This window comes from Psychroserpens ponticola (genome assembly GCF_023556315.2).
GTDB classification, from domain to species: Bacteria; Bacteroidota; Bacteroidia; order Flavobacteriales; family Flavobacteriaceae; genus Psychroserpens; species Psychroserpens ponticola.
Genome location: NZ_CP116221.1, coordinates 3,026,068 through 3,048,694, shown reverse-complemented (window position 1 = coordinate 3,048,694; position 22,627 = coordinate 3,026,068). Strand labels below are relative to the sequence as shown.

Sequence of the window (22,627 nt, the reverse complement as noted above, 5' to 3'; positions counted from 1 at the left end):
ACTATTTGTCAATTTTTAGGGCAATTTCACGTAATTTTTGCATGCATCTGTATTTTTTATTTCTTGTAGAAGCTGCATCTAATTGTAATTCATTTGCAATTTCTTTCATAGATTTTTTGTCGAAATAAAATTGACGTAAAAGCGATTTACAAGGTTCGCCAAGATCTTTAAAAGCTTGCATTACACTAGTTAATCGTTGCTCTTTTATAATGTCATCACTATTTGTTTCTGAATCTTCTAGGGAAGCATTCCGATCATTTATTTCATCTGATACTATGGTTTTCTTATAATCTTTAGAACGTAAATAATCCATCCACTTATTCTTTGCGATTGTATATATATAGCCATGTAAAGAACTTTCGTTTTGAGGAGTAAATTTATCTAGTTGTACGTTTTTCCAAACGGCAAGAAATGCGTCTTGATAAATGTCTTTTGCGTGGTCTTTTGTGCCATTATTTTTAAGTACTAAACCTTCTACTTTGTAATAATTTGCTTTGTAAAGCGATTTTAAAACACCGTTATCATTAGCTTTTATTGCGCTAACAATGTCAGACCGATAATTTGTTTTATTAGATGTATAATCAACCTTTCGCATATAACCATTAAATATATGTCAAAGGATTGAAGTTTACAACATAATTGAAATTTTACTATTTCTTGTTTTGTTTATCATGATGATTATAGTAACATCATCAAAATCTTATAAATTGTCATCAAAAAAACTATTTATCGTATTTTTGAAAATAAAATAGGAAACCAATTTTGTTGAATTAAGATGAGCAAAGCACTTACAAAACAAGAACTTCACAACTTAGCAATGAATCATGTTGGGAAAGATTTAGAAAAGCGTGGTTTTGAATTTGTTGCTATTAATAGCAAGCTGAAAAAGCATCCGCAATTTGTATGCATTGATAAAAATAGTCAGTACTTTTTTGTGATAGTAAAAGCGGTTGTGCTTCCCGAAAACCCAAATAACTATGATGTGGTTTGGATGGAGACATTTAAAAAACATGCTTCAGATAAAGACGCAAAAGTTTTATATGCTGGTGTTGGTTTAGGAAACCCAAATGGTGAAGATTTACCGGTGTATCTCAATGAAGATTATCTTATAGAATATAACGGGATTCAAGTAATTGAAACGAATCTAAATTAAATGAAAAAAATTACATTTGTCTTCGTGTTCTTGGTGATTGTATCATGTAAAAATGAAGGGAAACAACAAATTGAGACTTCAGAAAATATTAAAACTTCAGGGCCAGTTTTTGGCACATCGTATTCTGTGATTTATAATTCTGAAATCAACTACGAAAAACAGTTTGATAGCTTGTTTGCTATTGTCAACCAATCAATGTCAACCTATATTCCAAATTCAGATATTTCTAAGTTAAATAGAAATGAAGCTGTTGTGATGGATAAACATTTTGAAAACGTGTTTTTAGCTTCAAAAAAAATACATGAAGCTACTGATGGTGCTTTCGATCCAACCATTGGCGATGTTGTGAATGCATGGAGTTTTGGCGCAGATAAAAGTAAATTTTTAACCGATAGTACAACGATTGATAGCCTTATGCGTTTTGTTGGTTTTGATAAAGTAGCTCTTAAAGATAATAAAGTTGACAAGCAATCTGGGACTTACATTGAGTTTAATGCCATTGCTAAAGGTTATGGTGTTGATGTAATTGCCAACTTTTTAGAAGATAAGAATATCAATGATTATTTGGTTGAAATAGGAGGTGAGATTCGTGCAAGTGGAATGAATATAGAAAAAAAATCACCTTGGAGAGTCGGACTTGACGAACCACGTTTTGATGGTGAACAGTCGGTCTTAAAAGGAATTTCACTTACAAATGTTGGTATGGCAACTTCAGGAACCTACAGAAAGTTTAAAACGGATGACAACGGAAATCGATATGCACACATCATCAATACCAAAACAGGCTATCCAAGTAAAACAAATATTCTAAGCGTCTCTGTCATTGCTAAAGATTGTATGACTGCAGATGCGTATGCTACAGCATTTCAAGCTATGGGAATCGAAAACGTTACCGAATTTTTAAAATCGCATCCTGAATTAAAAGTGTTTTTGATATTTGAAAATGATAAGAATGAATTTGAAACACTATCCATAAATAACTTTCCAGAGCAGTAGAATATTTGCATTAAAAACCCAAAGCCACATTTCAGCAATTCAAAGGTTTATTATATCAAATTTAATGTCATTTTTGCATCTTACCCAATGTTTATGAAAAATGTATTACTCATAATTATAATACTCTTTGTTTTTCAATTTACTTTTTCACAACAAGAAAAAAAAATAGACAGCTTAGAAACAATACTATTGGCTATTAAGAATGATAGTTTGTTGTTAGATAAATATAAAGAAATCACAAAGACATATAGAAGTGCAAATTCTGATATTCATTTACACTTCATTAAAAAATATTTAAAAGCCAGCGATGCTTCAAATAGTATAATAAATAAGGCTGGAGCATTAAGAGAACTCTCTGAATATTATAGTGATATAAAGAAATTGGATTCGGCGTTAATGAAGGCAGATGAAGCCATTGAGTTGTACAAGTCAATTGACTATGATTATGGAGTTGTTATTGTAAAAAATAGTAAGGCAATCATTCTTCAAGAAAAAGGAGATTATACCAATGCCTTAAAAACTTTTAAGGAAGTCGTTAGTTATCTTGAAAAAGATGAATCAAAATATACAAATGCATTATGGCTTAAAATGAATATTGGTGCTTTATATGCTGAAATTAATGAATTTGATAAAGCTATAGACTATTATATGGAAGTTTATAACGATCCAAAAGCTCAGGGAAATAATAGTATAATTGGTCGAACATGTATTAATTTGGCAAATAGCTACAGGCAAAAGAAAGAATTTAAAAAAGCTTTGTCTTTTGCTTTAGAAGCTGAGCAAAAGGTAAAACGACCTAGAAGCCTTGCTAGTTTAAAATCTTGTCTGGCATCAGTGTATTCTAAATTAGAAAACTATGAGAAAGCACATGACTACAACAAACAAGCCTTAGTATTATATAAGTCATTAAACCTTCAAAGTAGAGTTGATGATGCAAATCATAATATTGCCTACAACTATTTGCACCAAAAAAAATATGATGATGCTGAGTATTATTTTTTGAAGACAAATATGGCTATGAAAAGTTATGACAATATTTATACGAAAAAAAATAATTTTCAAGGTTTATCTGAATTGTATTACGCCAAAAAAGAGTACAAGAAAGCATTTGATTTTTATGAGAAACATCAAAACATAAAAGATTCTATTCATGGCATAGATAAGCTAAAAGCAATTTCTGATATTGAGATAAAATACGAAACTGAAAAAACAAAACGCGAAAAAGAAACAGCAGAACAACAGGTTATTATTACAAAACTTGAGAGTCAGAAAAACAGAAATTTGTTTATTGGTTCGTTAAGTGTTGCAGGATTGTTATTGCTTGCATCAGTCTTTTATTTTAGTAGATTAAAAGCTCAAAAGAAAGCAGAATTAGTAACTATAGAACTTAAAGAAACACAAAAACGATTAGCAGTAGAGAAGCAGTATAAAGATTCAGAATTAAAAGCTTTAAAAGCACAAATGAATCCACATTTTATATTTAATGCATTAAATTCTATTCAAGATTATATTGTGTTAAATCAAAAAAATCTAGCCAGTGATTATTTAGGGAAGTTTGCAGATTTAATCCGTAATTATCTTCATTTTAGTGATACTGGTTTTATTTCAATTCCAGATGAGGTTCATAATTTAAATCTTTATTTAGAACTCGAAAAATTACGTTTTGAAGAGTCGCTAGAGTATTCAATTCATTTAGATGATAATGCAAATTTTGAAGAATTTAATATACCAACAATGCTCATTCAGCCTTATATAGAGAATGCTTTAAAACATGGTTTACTGCATAAAAAAGATAATCGAAAGTTGAGTATTTCCATATCTAAATTTTCTGATAAAATAGTAGAGTGCGTCATTGAAGATAATGGTATTGGTAGAGAGAAATCTAAAGAGATTAATCAGAAAAGAGCATCACATCACAAATCCTTTGCTTTAAAAGCAACAACAGAACGATTAGATTTGTTAAACTATGGTCGCGATAAAAAGATAGGTGTAGAGTTTATAGATTTAAAAGTCAACAATGAGGCTGTAGGAACCAAAGTGATATTAAAAATCCCAATCTTAAAAAATTAAAATGAAGGCACTTATAATAGATGACGAAAAAAAAGCAAGACAAGTACTACGTATTTTAATTGAAGAAAACTGCCCTAAAATCACTCAAGTTTATGAAGCTGAAGATTTGCTTTCAGGAGTGGGACTTATAAAGCAAGAAACACCTAGCATTGTTTTTTTAGACATTGAAATGCCTGAACATTCTGGACTTGAAATTTTAAATTTTATTGAAAAAGAAGTTTATAATTTTGAAATTATATTCACTACAGCGTATAGTGAGTATGCGATACAAGCTTTCCAGCTTTCAGCTATAGATTATTTGTTGAAACCCGTAAGACCAAGCCAAGTTAAGGAAGCAGTAGATAAAGCCATTGCGTTTTTAGGAAACACACAAATTAATAAGCGACTGACTGAATTAAAATCTAGCTTGCAAGATTCAAATTTCAAAAAAATAGGCTTGCCAAATACAGATGGTATTAAGTTTGTAGATTTTACAGACATTATTATGTTAGAAGCCGATGGTATGTACACTAATGTTTCAACAACTACAAATGGTAGTATTTTAGTTAGTAAACCTTTAAAATTCTTTGTAGAAATCCTTCAAGACATTAAAACCTTTTATCGTCCACATCGCTCACATCTTATTAATTTATCATACATCAAAGAATATATTAAAAAAGATGGAGGTTATATTGTAATGGAAAATGATAAAACCGTTTCAATTTCAAATGATAAAAAGGAAGAGTTTTTAACTATTGTTCAAAACATAGGTTAGAATGCTTTAGAAGTTGAAAGCGCTGTTTCAGAAACCCACAGCATTTTATTACCATTTCATAGTAGATATTTGTTTTCTAAATCTAAAATATAACCTATTATGAAAAAAATTACATTTTTTCACGAACACTTAATCAATAAATGTTTCGTGAGTAAAACAAAATTACTTTCTTTAATACTACTAATACTCACATTAAGCAGTAGTGCGCAAACACAAATAGCAACAGGAGCTTCTAGTCCATCAGGTTTGGTTGTTGAAGGAGATTATATCTATACCGTTAACCGAACTAATAGTAGTCTTGTGAGAGCTAACAAAACTCAAGTAGGTACTAATAATTTTGAAACAGTTGTTTCTAACATTGCAAGATCTGGTAATCAAGGTAATCTTTTTGCTATATATGATAGTGTTTATACACCTGGAATAGCATATGGTACTATGACTTACACAGATGTTAGTGCTGGAGTTGTTTTTCCTGTTTACAATTCGCCATACATATTAAATATGACATATGCGGTATCTAATATATTTTATTATAATGGTTTACATTACATAGCCAATAGTGCTAATGGCTCTGCAGAATTATTTGAGCATTATAGTTCAACTGGTGGTAATTTAATTGCGACATTACCTGTAGATTATCAATATATTTCCGATGTTACAACAGATGGTTCTGTTATGTATTTCTCAACCACAACAGGTTCAATTTATCAAATAGATTTAGCAGCAACAACACCAGTAGCAACACTAGTAACAAGTGGTTTAGGTGTGGTTAAAGGGATTCATTTTGCAGATGATTATCTTTATTTTTTAAATGCAAGTCAAGTTCGTAAGGTTCATAAATCTACTTTAGTTGTTACTGCGGTTTCTTCTGTACCAGGAGGTGGAGTTGCTATGGAAATAGATGGATACCATATTTATGCAGCTAATACCTATGGTAGTATTTATAAAATAAATGACCCAGATTTTGCGCCTTGCACAGTAAACATACCAGATGCTAACTTTAAATCTTATTTATTAGGTAATGCTGTAATTAATACAAATGGTAATGCAGAAATTGAGTGTAGTGAGGCTAGTGCTTTTACAGGACAGATTAATGTTAATGGTTTAAATATTTCAGATTTAACAGGTATTGAAGCTTTTGTAAATTTAACAGAGTTACTATGTCGTAATAATAGTGGATTAACAAATATAGATGTAAGCAGCAATACCCAATTAACAGCACTAGGGTTGGGAGATAATAACTTAACGAGTATAGATGTGTCTAATAACGCATTACTTACAACATTAGTCTGTTCTGGTAATCAGTTAACGAGTTTAAATATAGCTAATGGTAATAATGGAAGTTTAGTGCAAATGGATGCGTGTTGTAATATAAGTAATACTAATGGTATGAATACTTTAGCTTGTATACAAATAGATGCTGGTTTTACACCACCTTCTTCTGGATGGCAAAAAGAGACAACAACAGGTTATAGTGATAATTGTAGTGCTGTTTGCACAGTAACCATTCCAGATGCTAATTTTAAAGCAGCATTAGTAAGTAGCAGCGCTATTAATACAAACGGAAATTCAGAAATTGAGTGCAGTGAGGCAACAGCTTACACAGGAACCATTGGGCTTACTAATCAATCTATTTCAGATTTAACAGGTATTGAGGCTTTTACAAATATTACAAATTTGTCTTGTCAAAACAACTTATTAACTAGTGTAAATCTTTCCCAAAATATTGCTTTAACAGCTTTAAATATTGCTGGTAATTTATTAACCAGTTTAGATCTTTCTCAAAACACAGGACTCACAACGTTTACGTGCGCAAATAATTCATTAACAAATTTAGACCTTTCTAGTAATATAGCTTTAGAAGGTATTTTTGTCCATGGTAACGCGTTAGAATATTTAAATGTTGCAAATGGTAATAATGCTAGTATTACTACTAGTAATTTTTGGTCTGCAGGCAATTCAAACTTAACATGTGTAACAGTTGATGATGTGACTTACAGTACAACAAATTGGACAAATATAGATACGCAAACTAGTTTTAGTACCAATTGTCCACCTTGCACAGTAAGCATTCCTGATGCTAACTTTAAAGCAGCTTTAGTGGCAGATACAGCAATAAATGCTAACGGAAACACAGAGATTGAATGTAGTGAAGCAACAGCTTTTACCGGAACCGTAGCTGTTTTTAATAAAGGTATTTTTGATTTAACAGGTATCGAAGCATTTACAAATATTACAGGATTAAATTGTGGTAATAACAGCTTAGCAAGTTTAGATGTTTCTGCTAATGCAGCCTTAATTAATTTGGCTTGTGGTTTTAATTCATTATCTAGTTTAGATGTCTCTAATAATTTAGCTCTAGAAACTCTAACTTGTTTTAATAATCAAATAACAAGTTTAGACGTTTCTTCTAATACATCCTTAACTACACTTTTTTGTTATACTAATTATTTGTCAAGTTTAAATGTTGCAAATGGAAGTAATGCATCTATTACTTCTTTTAATGTAACAAGTAATGCAGCTTTAACTTGTATTGAAATTGATGCAGGTTTTACACCACCAACAGCTTGGCAAAAAGATGCTACAGCAAGTTATAGTGATGATTGTAGTGCCGTTTGCACAGTAAGCATTCCAGATGCGAATTTTAAAGCAGCTTTAGTTGCAGACACAGCTATTAATACTAACGGAAACACAGAGATTGAATGTAGTGAAGCAAGTGCTTTTACAGGGTTTATAAATATTGAATATCAAAATGTTTCAGATTTAACAGGAATAGAAGCTTTTATAAATATGACATCTTTTAGATGTAATAATAATCAAATAACAAGTTTAGATCTATCTGCCAATACAGCTATCACTTATATAAAGTGTAATGATAATGGCTTAACAAGTATAAATCTTTCTGGGTTGACAAATTTGGAAACTTTAGATTGTTATAATAATAGCTTAACAAATATAGATGTTTCTGGTTTTACAGCTTTATCAAATTTGAGATGTTATGATAATGGTTTAACAAGTTTAAATACTTCAGGAGCTACAGCATTAGAAGGAATATGGTGTTATAATAATAATTTAACAAATTTAGATGTTTCTACAAATACTAGTCTATTAGAATTAACATGTACTAATAATAATTTAACAAGTTTAAATGTTTCAGGAGCTACAGCATTAGAACAATTATATTGTTCTGAAAATTCGATAACAAGTATGGATGTCTCTGCAAATACAAATCTATATGATATAATAGTTAATAACAATGCCTTAACAAGTTTAAATGTAGCTAATGGTATTAATAGCTCTATTTTAGCATCTAATTTTAACGCTACAAATAATCCTAATCTTACTTGTATACAAGTAGATGATGTAGCTTACAGTACAACAAACTGGGCAAGTATAGACTCACAAACTAGTTTTAGTACAAACTGCACATTAAGTGTAGATGATTTTAATCTAAATTCAATCGTATTACGTCCAAACCCAACAACTTCAATTTTAAATATTGAAATGACTCAGAACTTAAAGCAAGCAATTGTATATTCTATGTTAGGTAAAGAAGTCCTAAAGACTCAAAATAAACAGATTGACGTTTCGGGTTTATTAAACGGTGTATTTTTAATTAAAATAGAAGACGAAAACGGAAACGTTTCAACCAAACGCTTTATTAAACAATAACGATTAATAGTAAATTGTTGAAAGTCTCGTAAGTTTTATTACTTGCGGGATTTTTTTAGTTAGAAGTCAAAAACGGCATTTCAGAAACTCACTTCATTTTAATGCAACTTTATATGGCATATTTGGTGCTTTACGCGATTAGAAATAACCAAAAACAGATATATTAAATGAGAAAAATAATAGGAGTATTTTTTATTTTAATCACTTTAAGTGGGTGTTCGCAAAAGAAAAAAAATATAAGCGAACAAAAGGAAAAAACACAAAAAGAAGCCATACTAAAAGAACCGAAAGTTGATAAGCGTGTAGAATTATTAAGCATTGTTTTTAGACTTGCAGGTTGCCATGAGTATAGTCAAAACCTTTTTCCAGAGTATGTTGAAAGCATTGAAAATCATTTTGAGAAATTTAAAAATCACGATTTAATTACCTATGTAAAGGATGAACTACGTGAAGACGGAATTGGTTTTAGTGCAGTTATGAGTATGGCTATTCACATCACTGAACCGCCAAATATAAAACCTATTATAACGCCATTTTCAAATACATCACTTGAAGAACCATGGCGAGAAGATAGTGCAATAAAATTTTTAAAACTGTTAAATATATTTTATACTGATGCCGACTGTGAAACCTTTTTTAATAGTAATAAAGAGCTTTACAAAACGGCATCTAACAGATTTAAAAATGTATATCAAAATTTAGATTTAGAATGGTATCAAAATTTTTATGGTGCAAAGCCAAAAGGAGAATTTAGAATTATAAATGGATTAGGAAATGGTGGAGCAAGTTATGGGCCTCATATAATGTATCCAAATGGAAATGAAGTGGTTTATGCTATAATGGGAACCTGGAGTGTTGATAGTTTAGGTATGCCTAATTATGAAATGAAAGAGTATTTCCCAACAATCTTACACGAGTTTAATCATTCATTTATAAATCATCTTGTAGAAAAATACCGCTCTCAACTTCAAGAAAGCGGGACAATCATTTTTAATAAAGTAAAAGATGAAATGAATAAACAAGCCTATGGTAATTGGAAAACGATGTATGATGAAGCATTGGTGAGAGCAACTGTTATTAAATATATGAAAGATCATAATTATGACAGAAGATCAATAGAAAAAGAATTGGATGAACAGTTAAACAGTAGTTTTTTATGGACTGATGCATTAGTCAAAGAATTAGAACGATATGATAACAATAGAGATAGCTATCCAACATTGGAACATTTTATGACAGAATTAGTGATTTTTTTCAATAACACAGCTTCTGAAATAGACCTGTTAAAGAAAATCAGTGTTGCTACAAAAGAAAAAACAATTAGAGAATGAATAATAATAAAATGAATTTTATAATCGAAATATTTACCTTTTAGTTGATGATGAAGTTTTTTCTAGTGCAGAAACGCTTGCCTATTTCTGTAAATCAACAAAATTTGCAACTGTTGTAGGTGAAAAAACAAATGGAGACGGAGTTGGAACTGACCCAATATTATTAACACTTCCAAAAAGTGGTATCGTAATACGGTTTACAGGAGAAATGGGGCTAAATCCAGATGGAAGCGCAAATGATGAAACAAAGACAGTCCCAGATTTAATAGTAAAAGCATTAAATAAGAAAGAAAGAGTTGTGAAACTTTTAAGTTATATTAGAAATAAAGAATAGAGCCAGTGTATACACTGTATAAAATTAATTGCTGGTAAAAGCCTATTTTCGAGAGTTCTCGCAGGCTTTATACTTACGTTTTTTGCACAGTAGTAGTTTTTAAATTTGGTTAATGCTAAAAATCTCGTAGATGTAATGTTTACGAGATTTTTTGTTTTAGAAGTTGAAACTAACATTTCAGAAATTGTCTCTATTTTTTTGCAGCTTCATATTAGATATTTGTTTTTATAAATCTAAAATTTAACCTATTATGAAAAAAATTACATTTTTTCACGAACACCTGATCAATACATGTCTCGTGAGTAAAACAAAACTACTTTATGTACTGTTATTTACCATTAGCTATTCTTATGCTCAAATTTCTACTAACAATATCAGAGCTCAATATGACTTTGATGTAGGCACTGTTTTAGAAGATAGTTCTGTAGGAGGAAATGACTTCACTCAAACAGGTTCTGCTTTGACAGAAATTAATGATCGTTTTAATAATCCACCAACAAGTGCTGTGAGTTTAAATGGCGATTATTTAACTCGAACAGATATTTCTATAGCAGGTAGTAATCCTTTTTCTGACGCTTTTGATGTGAGTTATTCTTTTTGGTTAAAGACTAACACAAACACTAACGATGTTAAAACAATAATTGACGATAGTACAAGAGATACAGCCATCGGTTTTGATAGTAATGATGTTGGTTATTATATATTTTATAGAGATGGTAAAATAAATTTATCAAGTAGATTTGTCGTTACCAATCCTGGTTATAACCCTTCAACTATAGGTTATGGACATTCACATCCAACGGTTATATCAGATGGAAACTGGCATCATATTGTCGTACAATTTAGCGCTACTGAATCTTTAACAAATAGTGTATTCTCCTCAAAAATTTATATAGACGAAATTCTTGATTCTCATACGATAACATCTGCGCCAATTACTACCTCACCTAATACTACAGGTAATGTAACTATTGGAAATAGTAGATTTAATCATTTAGCTTTAGCTAATAGATATACTGATGTCATAGACGATATATTAATTTACAACAGACCGTTTACAGCTGCAGAAGTTACTACTTTAGCTAATGATAATAATTATTGTTTTACTGCATCTTCATCATTACTAAGCATTTCAGCGATTACTAACACAACAGCAATTGTTAATATAGCCAGTAATAGTGGAGATGTATATGATTTAGCTTATCATAAATCATCTGAATCATTTAGCAATGCGACATTTATTTCAGGAATTACAAGTACTACTGCAAATTCTCTAGTAAACCTTACTGGATTAGATATCTTTACAGATTATGAAGTTTATCTTAAAAAACAATGTGTAAATAGTACAAATTGGTCTAACTCGGTAACTTTTACCACAACACAACCAAATCCAAGAATATATGTTGATAACAGTGCAACAGGAAACAATGATGGCTCATCTTGGGCAGATGCATACACAAACTTGTATGATGCTTTAAATGGTGCAATACAAAATTATGATGTTTGGATATCTAAAGGGACTTATAAGCCGCATGTTTCAGACAGAGACAGGAGCTTTATTGTGAAAAATAATGTTTATGGTGGTTTTAATGGTACAGAAGTTAACTTCTCAGATAGAGACATAAGTCTTATACATACCACAAATGCAACTATACTTAGTGGCGATTTGTTAAATGATGATGATGCTACAGTGAATTTTAATGATACTAGTAGAGATGATAATAGTAAACATGTAGTTGAAGTTATTGTTAATAATTTAGAAATTAATGGCTTAACAATTCAAGATGGATATGCAGATGCTTTAAGCGGAGATGATCGATTTGGAGGAGGAATTTTTAAATCAGTTTCTGTAACCGATTTATCAATAAGAAATTGTGTTATAAAAAATAATACAGCCTATTTAGGTGCTGGGTTGTCACTTAGTTCTACTAGTACTTCTAACATAATAATAGATGCATGTGTTATAGATGGAAACTTAGCAAATACAGCTGCAGGTTTAGATTTTCACATGTCCGCAAATGCTCAAGATTTGAGTATAAGTATAACTAACTCTTTATTTAGCAATAATAAAACGGATGATGATACGGTAAAAAGTAGATTGGGTTATGGCGCAGCAGCAGCTAGACTAAGAGCATATTTTCCTGGAGTAGTATTAAACGCAACTCTAGTAAATAATACTTTTGCGAATAATAGCAGTTTGGGTGTAACTAATGGAACTGCCACAGGAAACTTTCCAGTGATTGCTATATCTAAAAATTCTGGAAGCTTTGGAAACCTTACAGTAGCGAATAATATATTTTGGGGTAATATTAGGATAAATGGGCAATCAGCTCCAGCTATCGGAAAGGCATCAAATACTAGTACTGCATTTAATGAGTTAAGTAGTACAGCTATAGTGATAGATAATACAGAAGAAAATGGTTTTACGACATTCACAAGTACTCCTGCAGGAACGGTTACTACAGATCCGTTGTTTACAAGTTCAACAGATTTTACTTTGCAATCTAGTTCTTCTGCAATTGATACTGGAAATAATAGTTATGGTACTTCTGCTACAGATTTATTTGGTAACCAACGTATTATTAATTCTACAGTAGATAGAGGTGCTTATGAATATGATTCATCAACCTTAGGTACAAATGATTTTAGTTTAAGCGACAATCAAATTAAACTTTATCCAAACCCAACTAATTCTAAATTGAATATTAAAATGAATGTGTTATTAAAAAATGCAACAATATTAAATATTCAAGGTCAGGAAGTAATAGAAAGCAATTCAACTCAAATAGATGTTTCAAGCTTATCTAACGGTTTGTACATTATAAGTATTGAAGACCAAAACGGATTTATTTCAATTAAACGTTTTGTGAAAAATTAAAGTGAATTATTAATTAAATAATGAAAAGTTGGGCTAATTTGTTTTTGTTCAGCTTTTCTTTTTTAAAATGAAGTATTTAAGGCAATATAAATTAGAGTTATTTCTCATACTATTCTATCTAATTATAGCAACTGTTATAGTGCAATTTTTCTAAATTGAAAGCAGTCTAACCATATTAAAATTAAAAAAGTAGCTTTTTATGTGACCTTTTGAAATATAAGTTGTCTTATAAATGCTATTAATCTATGATTATAAAAAAGTTGTTCTAAATGTATTTAGTTCAGCTTTTTTTATTTTGAAACCACTGGAATAATCTCGCCTTTTGCTAAACAATATTTTGTAACGTCTTCTTCGGAAAGGTGAGTCGTGTAATCAACTTCTTCCACTTTAAAACCGATAGAACGAAGCTTATCAAAATAATCACGACCATAGACGCGAACGTGGTCATATTGTCCAAATATTTTTGCACGTTCTTTTCGGTCTGTAATGGTATTGTCTTCAAAAGTTTCAGCTCTTGATACATCTTGAGGAATTTGAAACACACCATAACCTCCAGGTTTCATCACACGAAACAATTCTTGCATGGCTTTCGTGTCGTCTGGTATATGTTCCAAAACATGATTACATAAAATCACATCGTAACTGTTATCTTCAAATGGAAGATTGCATATATCTGCTTTCACATCAGCAATAGGAGATTCTAAATCGGTAGTTGTATAATCTATATGCTTTAGTTTTTTAAAACGTTTTAAAAAACATTGTTCTGGTGCGAAATGAAGGACTTTCTTTTCCGCTGTAAAGAAATCCGTTTCATTTTTTAAGTACAACCAAAGCAACCTGTGACGCTCTAATGATAGTGTAGAAGGCGACAACACATTGTTACGTTGGTTTCCATAACCATAGGGTAAAAAGCTTTTATATTCTTTGCCATCAATTGGATCTATAAAATTGTTACCTCTTAAAAAGAAAGCAAGAATAGGACGAGCGATATAGCTCAACCTAATTAATAAAGGTCTTGGAATGGTGTTTAGAATTATTTTGAAGAGTTTTTTCAACAGAAGTGATTAAGGCTTAAGTTGCAAAAATAGGTTTTAATTATTACTTGGTAAAGGTGTTTTCCATTCTGTGAAATAAATGGAGTCTTTGTGTTTAAGTTGCATCATATGACCACCATCAGAACCATTCCAAGATTTTGAATGCCACAATGTTATTTCTTTTCCTAATAACGTTGTATTGACATCATCTAAGTCAAAACCATTTTCAAGAGCACGATTAATATAATATATATTCGAATCGTCTTTTAGTTTAATTACAAGGTCTTTAACTCCACCTTCATATAAGCTGTCAATAACACCAGAAACTTCTATACTATTTTTTTTGCTTGTATCTACAGGTCCGATTTTTACAATAAATATTAAATAGAATATAAAAAGTATCGCAAGTGAAGCAATTATGCCAAGCGACCAGAAAACTATTTTTTTAATCATGAAGGTTAGTTTATAATACTAACGCTTTTTGCCTGAATTTATTTTCTTCATCACTTTCTATTCCTAAAGCTTTATGAACATATGCAAAGGTTGATAAAATTTCAGGTTTCCCATCAACTATAGCAATGTCATGTTCAAAATGCACACTTGGTTTACCATCTTGTGTTACAATAGTCCAACCGTCTTTTAATTGCTTTACACGATGTGTTCCTCCATTTATCATTGGCTCAATTGCTACTACCATACCTTCAATAAATTTCTTACCACGACCTCTTCGACCATAATTTGGCATTTCTGGATCTTCGTGCATTTTCCGACCTAAACCATGACCAACCAATTCTCTAACAACACCATACCCATGAGCTTCACAATGATTTTGAATCGCAAAACCAACATCACCAACGCGTTTACCAACTCTTAATTCATTAATACCAACATAAAGCGATTCTTTAGTTATTTGAATTAGCTTTTTCGTTTTAGGAGCAACGTCACCTATTTCAAAAGTATAGGCGTGATCACCATAAAACCCATTCATTATTGAGCCACAATCTATAGAAACAATATCGCCATCTTTTAAAGGAATATCAGTTGGTAAGCCATGAACAACTGCTTCATTAACACTGCAAAGTAATGTTGACGGACAATCATATAGTCCTAAAAAACCAGGTACAGCACCTTGTTCTCTTATAAAATCTTCTGCGAGTTTATCTAATTGATTTGTGGTTACACCAGCTTTTACTTCTTTAGCTAGCATTCCTAAGGTTTTAGAAACCACTAATGCACTTTGACGCATTAATTCAATTTCTTCTTTGGTTTTTACTATAATCATGTTTGAAAAATATGAGCAAAGATACTCAAAATTAAAATTTAAAAGTTTTACTTAAACATGATATTTGACAGTTTTTGAATCTCATCTATAAACTAACTTTGTATTATTATAAAATCGAAACCAAATGTATAAAGCAGTGAGCGCTGAAGACGCCTTAAAAGTTGTAAAGTCAAATGACAAAATTTATATTCAAGCTGCAGCAGCAGTGCCATCTGTTCTTGTAAAAGCACTTGCAGATCGACATGAAGAATTGCGTAATGTGACCATTTGTCAATTGCATACCGAAGGAGATGCACCATATGCAAATCCAGAATACGCTAAAAGCTTTCATGTAAATTCTTTTTTTATTGGACGAAATGTACGTCATACTTTAAAAGCTGGTAATGGGTCTTATACTCCAGTTTTTTTAAGTGAAGTACCTTTGTTGTTTAAACGCAATATCGTGGATTTAAAAGTCGTTTTAATTCATGTATCTGTTCCAGATCAGCATGGCTATTGTTCTCTTGGAGTTTCAGTTGAAGCTACTTTAGCTGCTATTGATAATGCCGATCATGTAATCGCACAGATTAATACACAAATGCCAAGAACTTTTGGTGACGGAATTATACACATCACAGAAATAGATGCATTTGTAGAATGTGATGAGCCTTTGCCTTCACATCCTGTAAGTGAACCTACTGCTGTTGAAACCAAAATAGGAGATTATGTCGCTAATTTAATCGAAGATAGAAGTACATTACAAATGGGTATTGGTAACATTCCAAATGCTGTGTTGTCAAGATTGCATAATCATAAGGATTTAGGATTGCACACCGAAATGTTCTCAGATGGTGTTATTGATTTAATTTTAAAAGATGTCATCAATGGAAACTATAAAGGTGTCAATCCTGGTAGAGCGTTGGCTACTTTTTTGATGGGATCACAACGTTTATATGATTATGTGAATGATAATCCTTTTGTTGAAATGCGTTCTTCAGATTATGTGAATGATGTGTCTGTAATTAAACAAAATCCGAGAATGGTTGCGATTAATTCTGCAATTGAAGTAGATCTTACAGGGCAAGTTTGTGCAGATTCAATAGGCTCAAAAATGTATTCTGGTGTTGGTGGACAAATGGATTTTATTAGAGGTGCATCTTTAAGCGAAGGAGGTAAAGCAATTATTGCATTGCCATCAATCACAAAAAAAGGAATCAGTAGAATCGTACCAGCTTTAAAAATGGGAGCAGGAGTTGTAACAACAAGAGCTCATATACATTATGTCGTTACAGAGTATGGCGTTGCTAATTTATATGGTAAAACAATTCAGGAACGTGTGAAAGCTTTAGTAGAAATTGCGCATCCTAATCACAGAGCAGAATTAGATCAAGCCTATTTTGAAATGGTGTGACTATTTTTTAAAAAGACCTAAAAACCCTTTCTTACTAGGTATTGTCTTTATATCAGGAGTTTCTTTAGTGATTAATTGAAACACTTCGCCCCAACCTAGAACTCCTCCTATATTTCTGTCATCTACGTAAATATCGGCATAAATTTTTCGACTTACAGAATTGTCGTATTGTTCTTCTGGAAAACTTTGATTTACAGCATAGAAAGTTATCCCATTCTCTTTGCAAAATTGTACAGCTTCATCAAGTTTTGAGCCACTTCTATAGGTCCATAAGATAAGTCGATGCCCTTCTTGTTGTAATCGTTTCAAGGTTTCAAATGCAAAGATGCGAGGTTTTCCAATTTTTGGGTATGCATCTTCCACTATTGTTCCATCAAAATCTATGGCAATAACAAGTTTATCTAAAAAATTCATAGGTTATTCCTTCTAATTGGCTAAAATACAATAAATATATTTTTTTTGATTTATAACGTTACTAATGATTTTTGCGTCATAGCTTTTGGCTGTTCAATATCCATAAGTTTAAGAATTGTAGGTGCTATGTCTCCTAAAATTCCATCTTTAATTATCGTATGATCGTTATTGATTAATATAATTGGCACTGGATTAGTTGTATGAGCTGTATGAGGTGAGCCGTCAGGATTAATCATGGTTTCACAGTTACCATGATCTGCAATTAAAATCGTTGTATAATCTTTTTCTAAAGCCGTTTCTATAACATCTTTTACACAGATATCTACAGCTTCACAAGCTTTAATGGCAGCTTCCATCACTCCAGTATGGCCAACCATATCTCCATTTGCAAAGTTTAAGCATACAAAATCAACTTCTCCTTTTTGAAGCTCAGGAATTAAAGCATCACGAAGTTCATAAGCACTCATTTCTGGTTTTAAATCGTAAGTAGCTACTTTTGGTGAGTTTCTTAAAATTCGTGTTTCACCTTCAAAAGGTTTTTCTTGTCCTCCTGAAAAGAAGAAGGTCACATGAGGATACTTTTCTGTTTCAGCAATTCTAATTTGTTTTTTGTGATGTTTTTCTAAAACTTCACCTAGTGTTTCGGTTAGGTTATCCTTATTATAAACGACTTTGATGCCCTTATATGAATCATCATAATTTGTTAAAGTAACATAATACAAATCAAGTTTGTGCATGTTTTGTTCATGGAAATCATTTTGAGAAAGTGCTTCCGTAAGCTCTCGTCCTCGATCGGTTCTGAAATTAAAAAAGATGACAACATCACCTGATTGTATTTTAGTCACAGGATTGTTGTTATCATCAACCATAATAATTGGTTTGATAAACTCATCTGTAATATCATTATCATAACTGTTTTGAATAGAATCTGTAGCGTTTTTTGAGTATTCACCACTGCCATTAACAACGGCATCATAAGCTAATTTGACTCGTTCCCAACGTTTATCTCTATCCATAGCAAAGTAACGACCAGTTACAGAAGCTAGTTTCGTATTGGTGTTTTTAATATGATTCTCTAAAGAAGTTATAAATCCAAATCCAGATTTTGGACCTACATCACGACCATCAGTGAACGCATGAACGAAGGATTGTTCAACACCTGAATCATTTGCAGCATCAATCAATCCAAATAAATGATTAATATGTGAATGTACTCCTCCATCACTCACCAATCCTACAAAGTGAACAGGCTTATTGTTTTCCTTTGCATAATTAAATGCAGCAACCAATTCCTGTTCATCTTTTAAAGTATTGTTTTCAACAGCTAAGTTTATTTTAACTAAATCTTGATACACAATTCTTCCTGCACCAAGATTCATATGCCCAACTTCACTATTTCCCATTTGCCCTTCAGGTAAACCAACATGAAGACCATCTGTTCTTAAAGATGCATTAGAATATGTTGAGTATAGCGAGTCTATAAAAGGAGTTTGAGCATTATCTATTGCAGATACTTTTGGGTCAGGAGATTTTCCCCAACCGTCAAGAATCATCAAAATTACTTTTTTATTCATGTTATGTTGTTTAATTCCAAATATAAAAGTTTCTAAATCGAAATGACAATAATAATGTTACAAAATAAAGTATTTTATAAATAGATTAAGCTATGATTTAAAAGGGGTTATGAGTGGTTTTAAAATTATGACAGCCTTAACATATTTGTTTACAAATAGTTAAAAAAATGTTATTTATGTTTTTGAAGTGTAACATTTCTTGAAATATGTCGTCTATTTAGTATAATCAAAAAACAATCAATTAATTTAAAATCTTTCATCATGAAAAAATCAGTAGTAATCGTTGCAATCGCAATGGCATTTTCAGTAACAGCTTTAAATGCAAAAAATGTAATTAGTAATTCTTCAACGATTGAAGTACTTGCTAAAAAATCTTCAGTTAGTCCTTTTTGTATGTCTATTGCAAAAGGAGATATCGAAACTGTTCAGAAATTAATAGACTTAGGAATTAACGTCAACAAAACATCTAACGGATTAACACCTGCAATGTATGCAGCAAAATATAACCGTTTAGATATTTTAAAGCTTTTAGTTGAAAATGGTGCAAAATTGAATATTAAAAGCGACAAAGGTATGACTGCAGAAAAGTATGCAGAATCATCAAATGCTAAAGATGCATTAAGTTATTTAAAAAGTTTAGATTCTTAAAAAAAATAGGTCATTAAAAATGACTGTTATTTGAGTTAATTAGTTAAAAGGCGCTTTTTTGTTAAAGCGTCTTTTTGTATTTTTCAATTGAGGCTTTTATTTTTTCTATTCTATTTTCTGGATCTGGATGTGTGCTTTGAAATTCGGGAACTCTATTTGGACCAGCTGCTGCTTTTAAAATTTCCATAACATCTATCATTTCTTGTGGCTGATATCCAGCTTTCATCATAAATTTCACGCCTAAATCATCACTTTCTAATTCGTCATCTCTACCATTTGTAAGTAAAGTGTTTTGACCAATTCCGCTTACGAGTCCACCAATATCACCTCCAACAGATCCTGCTGTTGCTAGACCTTGCCAATATTCACTTTCAGCAATACGTTCTGCACTATGACGACCTAAAACATGGCCGATTTCGTGTCCTAAAACACCTGCAAGTTGATCTTCATTTTCTAATTTCGAGAATAGCGCATAAGTAATAAATATTTGTCCTCCAGGCAACGCAAATGCATTAATAGCATTTGGATCGGCTAATAAATGAAATTCATATTCATAAGGTGTTTCTCTAGCGATACTGTTGTTAATTAATTTATTGCCAACATCATCAACTAAGGCTTGATATTGAGTGTTTGGATGTAAGCCTCCATGTTGTTGTGCCATTCCAGGAGCACTAGCTAAACCAATTTGTATTTCTTTATCTGGTGTCATTGAGATGGTTTGCATGCGACCTGTATATTTATTTTCTTCTCGCTGACTACATCTTTTTACGACAAAAAATAATGCGATTGCTACACCAATTAAAAGTCTGATCTTTAAATTTTTTCCTCTCATGATTTCGTTTGTTAATGCTTTAAATTTACAAAAGTTCCGGATTAATATCTAAAACATTTTCGTTTAAGTACTTAGAAATGAATTCTTCAGAAAAAAACTTATTTCCTAATAAATCTTCATTTGTAATAATATTTTTGATATTTAAGTTTTTGTATTGGGTTAAATAGTGACTAGAAAGTGGTTTGTAACTATAATGCCAAGGCTCATATTTGAAACCTTTACGGTTTTGTTGGTTTGTATATACAAGGTGAAACCCAAAAGCATTTGCATTGTGATTCATCCATAATTTGAGCTTTCTAAAACAACCATTACCATCAAAATGTCTTGGTTGTAAAACAGATGAAGGTTGTGAAACATTGGCATCAATAATATCAATATCTGTTGCCCAATGGTGTCTAGAAGTTCCTGGTATGGTTGAGTATTCTATAATTTTTTTAATGCTTTCTTGAGGCGTTAATCCTGTATTAATGTTTCTGTTGTATTTACGTTCCCAAATTCTGTTTTGATGATCGAAACTTCTATAACTAGACACAATTTGAATGTGAATGTCACTTTTAAGGGCTTCAGTTTTTAATCTTACAAAAGCATCATGTGCTTCTTTTCTTAATTGAAATCCTTCGCCTAAGAGATCAGGATTGCCTTTTCCAATCAATTCTTCATAATTAATTGAACTTGAATGAGATTGAAAGGCTAATTGTGGAGCTATAGATAATGCAAGTCCAGAAGCTAATGTTGTTTTTATAAATTGTCTACGTTTCAATATGTTTTTTTGCTTAATGGATAAGTGAATTTACTAATTCGATTTCAGTTAGAAATAATTATCTTCACTTAAAAATTAATAATTATGTCATTTCAGTTTCAAATTTTAGAGCCTTCCCAAATAAATGACATTATACCATTAGTACAACAATTAACGAGCCATAAATGTTCTGATGATATTTTAAAAGAACGTTTTGCAGTAATGGTTACTGAAAATTATGAATGTGCTGTAATTTTTGATCGTCAAAAATTGATTGGCGTTTCTGGGCTTTGGTATTGCACGCGGCATTATGCAGGAAAGAGTGTTGAATTAGATCATGTATTCATTTCGGAAGACTACAGAAATAAAGGTTTAGGAAAACAATTTTTAGAATGGATTTATAATCACGTGAAAACCAAAGGTGTAAAAGCAGCAGAATTAAATACTTATGTTCAAAACTATTCTTCACATAAATTTTACTATAATGAAGGTTTTGAAATTTTAGGCTATCATTTTTTGAAAAAGTTATAGTTTTTTCTTTGAAAAGTACTTCGTATTTATATATTTGCGCTCAGAATGCGAGAGTAGCTCAGTTGGTAGAGCGTCAGCCTTCCAAGCTGAATGTCGCCAGTTCGAACCTGGTCTCTCGCTCTAAAAGCTTCATCCTAATCGATGAGGCTTATTTATTTTAATGTATTTAATTCAATTCCAGGCTCAACTTCATAAGGAGATTTGCCATGTTCAAATATTCGAGCACTTAAGGAACCTTTTAAAATAATAGAATCTCCATTTACGGCTAACCAACTTCCTTCACGAATTCCAACAACAGGTTGTGTGTTAAAAGCATGAAATTCTTTGATACGTGTTTCTCGTGTTTCACCTTTATGTGTACTTGTAGGATCAGGATCTAAATAATGCGGATTAATATTAAAAGGGACAAAGCCAAACGTTTTAAAACTTGGTGGATACACAATTGGCATGTCGTTAGTCGTGTTTACTGTAAGTCCGCAAATATTACTTCCAGCACTTGTTCCTAAGTATGAAGTTCCAGAATTAACAGCTTGTTTAATAGATTCTAACAACCCATTTTTATAGAGTTGATTAACCAATACAAAGGTGTTTCCTCCTCCAGTAAAAATAGCTTTGGCATTTGCTATAGCTGTTTTTGGATCTTCAAACTCGTGAATGCCCTTAGCCACTTTTCCTATTTGACTAAATGCTTTATTGACGTTTGAAGTGTATTCATCATGAGAAATTCCGCCAGGTCTAGCATATGGAATGAATAGTATTTCTGACGTGTCTTTGAAAAAAACGGTGAGTTCATCTAATAAATATTCTAAAGGACCACTGCCATGAATGGTTGATGTACTTGCTATAATAATATTTTTCATGGAAACTATTTTAAACTATTAGAATGTCAATTGTAGACTTCATTTAATTTATTGTAAATTTAAGTAAACCTTTAATTTAACAAAAGTTTACAAGGCTTTATGTTGAATTTAAATCAAGAGAATTTATTTTTATAT

General features: G+C 31.3%; 20 protein-coding genes, 1 tRNA gene and 1 pseudogene. 13 read left to right on the top strand and 9 right to left on the bottom strand.

The features are described from left to right. Position 1 precedes the first annotated feature (1 nt). The gene (locus MUN68_RS13505) at positions 2 to 595 is read right to left on the bottom strand and encodes an RNA polymerase sigma factor (protein ID WP_249996782.1); all 594 of its coding nucleotides are present in this window, start codon (positions 593 to 595) and stop codon (positions 2 to 4) included. Positions 596 to 775: 180 nt separating this feature from the next. Here MUN68_RS13505 and MUN68_RS13500 point away from each other — a divergent pair, with 180 nt between their 5' ends. The 9 genes and pseudogenes from MUN68_RS13500 to MUN68_RS13465 all read left to right on the top strand — a co-directional run bounded on the left by MUN68_RS13500 (position 776) and on the right by MUN68_RS13465 (position 13,188). Then, positions 776 to 1,153, top strand: a complete 378-nt coding sequence (locus MUN68_RS13500) for a Na(+)-translocating NADH-quinone reductase subunit F (RefSeq protein ID WP_249996780.1) — start codon at positions 776 to 778, stop codon at positions 1,151 to 1,153. Next, the gene (locus MUN68_RS13495) at positions 1,154 to 2,149 is read left to right on the top strand and encodes an FAD:protein FMN transferase (RefSeq protein WP_249996778.1); all 996 of its coding nucleotides are present in this window, start codon (positions 1,154 to 1,156) and stop codon (positions 2,147 to 2,149) included. A gap of 93 nt (positions 2,150 to 2,242) precedes the next feature. After that, positions 2,243 to 4,219, top strand: a complete 1,977-nt coding sequence (locus MUN68_RS13490) for a tetratricopeptide repeat-containing sensor histidine kinase (protein WP_249996775.1) — start codon at positions 2,243 to 2,245, stop codon at positions 4,217 to 4,219. A gap of 1 nt (position 4,220) precedes the next feature. Then, the gene (locus MUN68_RS13485) at positions 4,221 to 4,973 is read left to right on the top strand and encodes a LytR/AlgR family response regulator transcription factor (protein WP_249996773.1); all 753 of its coding nucleotides are present in this window, start codon (positions 4,221 to 4,223) and stop codon (positions 4,971 to 4,973) included. A 99-nt stretch (positions 4,974 to 5,072) separates the two neighbouring features. Next, positions 5,073 to 8,645 carry a T9SS type A sorting domain-containing protein gene (locus MUN68_RS13480; RefSeq protein WP_249996771.1) on the top strand — a complete coding sequence of 1,191 codons (3,573 nt, stop codon included), beginning with the start codon at positions 5,073 to 5,075 and terminating at the stop codon, positions 8,643 to 8,645. Between the two features lie 167 nt (positions 8,646 to 8,812). Continuing rightward, the gene (locus tag MUN68_RS13475; RefSeq protein ID WP_249996769.1) at positions 8,813 to 9,976 is read left to right on the top strand and encodes a DUF4932 domain-containing protein; all 1,164 of its coding nucleotides are present in this window, start codon (positions 8,813 to 8,815) and stop codon (positions 9,974 to 9,976) included. Between the two features lie 31 nt (positions 9,977 to 10,007). Next, positions 10,008 to 10,184: pseudogene (locus tag MUN68_RS17760) on the top strand (S41 family peptidase); the annotation flags it as partial. Next, complete coding sequence (locus MUN68_RS13470) at positions 10,185 to 10,310, top strand: hypothetical protein (RefSeq protein ID WP_272792377.1); 126 nt, start codon at positions 10,185 to 10,187, stop codon at positions 10,308 to 10,310. It abuts the pseudogene before it with no gap. Positions 10,311 to 10,560: 250 nt separating this feature from the next. Then, positions 10,561 to 13,188: a T9SS type A sorting domain-containing protein gene (locus MUN68_RS13465; RefSeq protein ID WP_249996767.1), complete on the top strand. Its 2,628-nt coding sequence runs from the start codon at positions 10,561 to 10,563 to the stop codon at positions 13,186 to 13,188. A gap of 290 nt (positions 13,189 to 13,478) precedes the next feature. Here MUN68_RS13465 and MUN68_RS13460 read toward each other — a convergent pair whose 3' ends face one another. From MUN68_RS13460 to map, 3 genes are read right to left on the bottom strand one after another with little or no spacing between them, the layout of a single operon-like run. Then, on the bottom strand, positions 13,479 to 14,243 hold the full coding sequence (locus MUN68_RS13460; protein ID WP_249996765.1) for a class I SAM-dependent methyltransferase: 765 nt from the start codon (positions 14,241 to 14,243) through the stop codon (positions 13,479 to 13,481). Between the two features lie 36 nt (positions 14,244 to 14,279). Then, entirely contained in the window at positions 14,280 to 14,675 is a 396-nt protein-coding gene (locus tag MUN68_RS13455; RefSeq protein WP_249996762.1) for a hypothetical protein, read from the bottom strand. Between the two features lie 10 nt (positions 14,676 to 14,685). Next, positions 14,686 to 15,504 carry a type I methionyl aminopeptidase gene (map, locus tag MUN68_RS13450; protein ID WP_249996761.1) on the bottom strand — a complete coding sequence of 273 codons (819 nt, stop codon included), beginning with the start codon at positions 15,502 to 15,504 and terminating at the stop codon, positions 14,686 to 14,688. Positions 15,505 to 15,628: 124 nt separating this feature from the next. On the opposite strand from map, the gene MUN68_RS13445 reads away from it, so the two are divergent. Next, positions 15,629 to 16,894, top strand: a complete 1,266-nt coding sequence (locus MUN68_RS13445; RefSeq protein WP_249996760.1) for an acetyl-CoA hydrolase/transferase family protein — start codon at positions 15,629 to 15,631, stop codon at positions 16,892 to 16,894. Here the strand turns inward: MUN68_RS13445 and MUN68_RS13440 are convergent, their stop codons facing one another. Continuing rightward, a complete protein-coding gene (locus MUN68_RS13440; protein WP_249996759.1) occupies positions 16,895 to 17,308 on the bottom strand; it encodes a BT0820 family HAD-type phosphatase in 414 nt (137 codons plus the stop codon). A gap of 50 nt (positions 17,309 to 17,358) precedes the next feature. Next, complete coding sequence (gene gpmI / locus MUN68_RS13435; protein WP_249996758.1) at positions 17,359 to 18,882, bottom strand: 2,3-bisphosphoglycerate-independent phosphoglycerate mutase; 1,524 nt, start codon at positions 18,880 to 18,882, stop codon at positions 17,359 to 17,361. A 261-nt stretch (positions 18,883 to 19,143) separates the two neighbouring features. Between gpmI and MUN68_RS13430 the strand changes: the two genes are divergently transcribed. Beyond that, entirely contained in the window at positions 19,144 to 19,530 is a 387-nt protein-coding gene (locus MUN68_RS13430; RefSeq protein ID WP_249996757.1) for an ankyrin repeat domain-containing protein, read from the top strand. A 61-nt stretch (positions 19,531 to 19,591) separates the two neighbouring features. Here MUN68_RS13430 and MUN68_RS13425 read toward each other — a convergent pair whose 3' ends face one another. Further along, positions 19,592 to 20,362: a M48 family metalloprotease gene (locus tag MUN68_RS13425; protein ID WP_249996756.1), complete on the bottom strand. Its 771-nt coding sequence runs from the start codon at positions 20,360 to 20,362 to the stop codon at positions 19,592 to 19,594. Between the two features lie 25 nt (positions 20,363 to 20,387). After that, a complete protein-coding gene (locus tag MUN68_RS13420) occupies positions 20,388 to 21,122 on the bottom strand; it encodes a M15 family metallopeptidase (RefSeq protein ID WP_249996755.1) in 735 nt (244 codons plus the stop codon). A gap of 84 nt (positions 21,123 to 21,206) precedes the next feature. Between MUN68_RS13420 and MUN68_RS13415 the strand changes: the two genes are divergently transcribed. Both MUN68_RS13415 and MUN68_RS13410 read left to right on the top strand, forming a co-directional pair. After that, on the top strand, positions 21,207 to 21,632 hold the full coding sequence (locus MUN68_RS13415; RefSeq protein WP_249996754.1) for a GNAT family N-acetyltransferase: 426 nt from the start codon (positions 21,207 to 21,209) through the stop codon (positions 21,630 to 21,632). Positions 21,633 to 21,679: 47 nt separating this feature from the next. Continuing rightward, positions 21,680 to 21,752 (top strand) — tRNA-Gly (locus tag MUN68_RS13410). 32 nt (positions 21,753 to 21,784) lie between these two features. On the opposite strand, the gene pepE is transcribed toward MUN68_RS13410, so the two are convergent. Continuing rightward, a complete protein-coding gene (gene pepE / locus MUN68_RS13405; RefSeq protein WP_249996753.1) occupies positions 21,785 to 22,492 on the bottom strand; it encodes a dipeptidase PepE in 708 nt (235 codons plus the stop codon). Positions 22,493 to 22,627 lie beyond the last annotated feature (135 nt).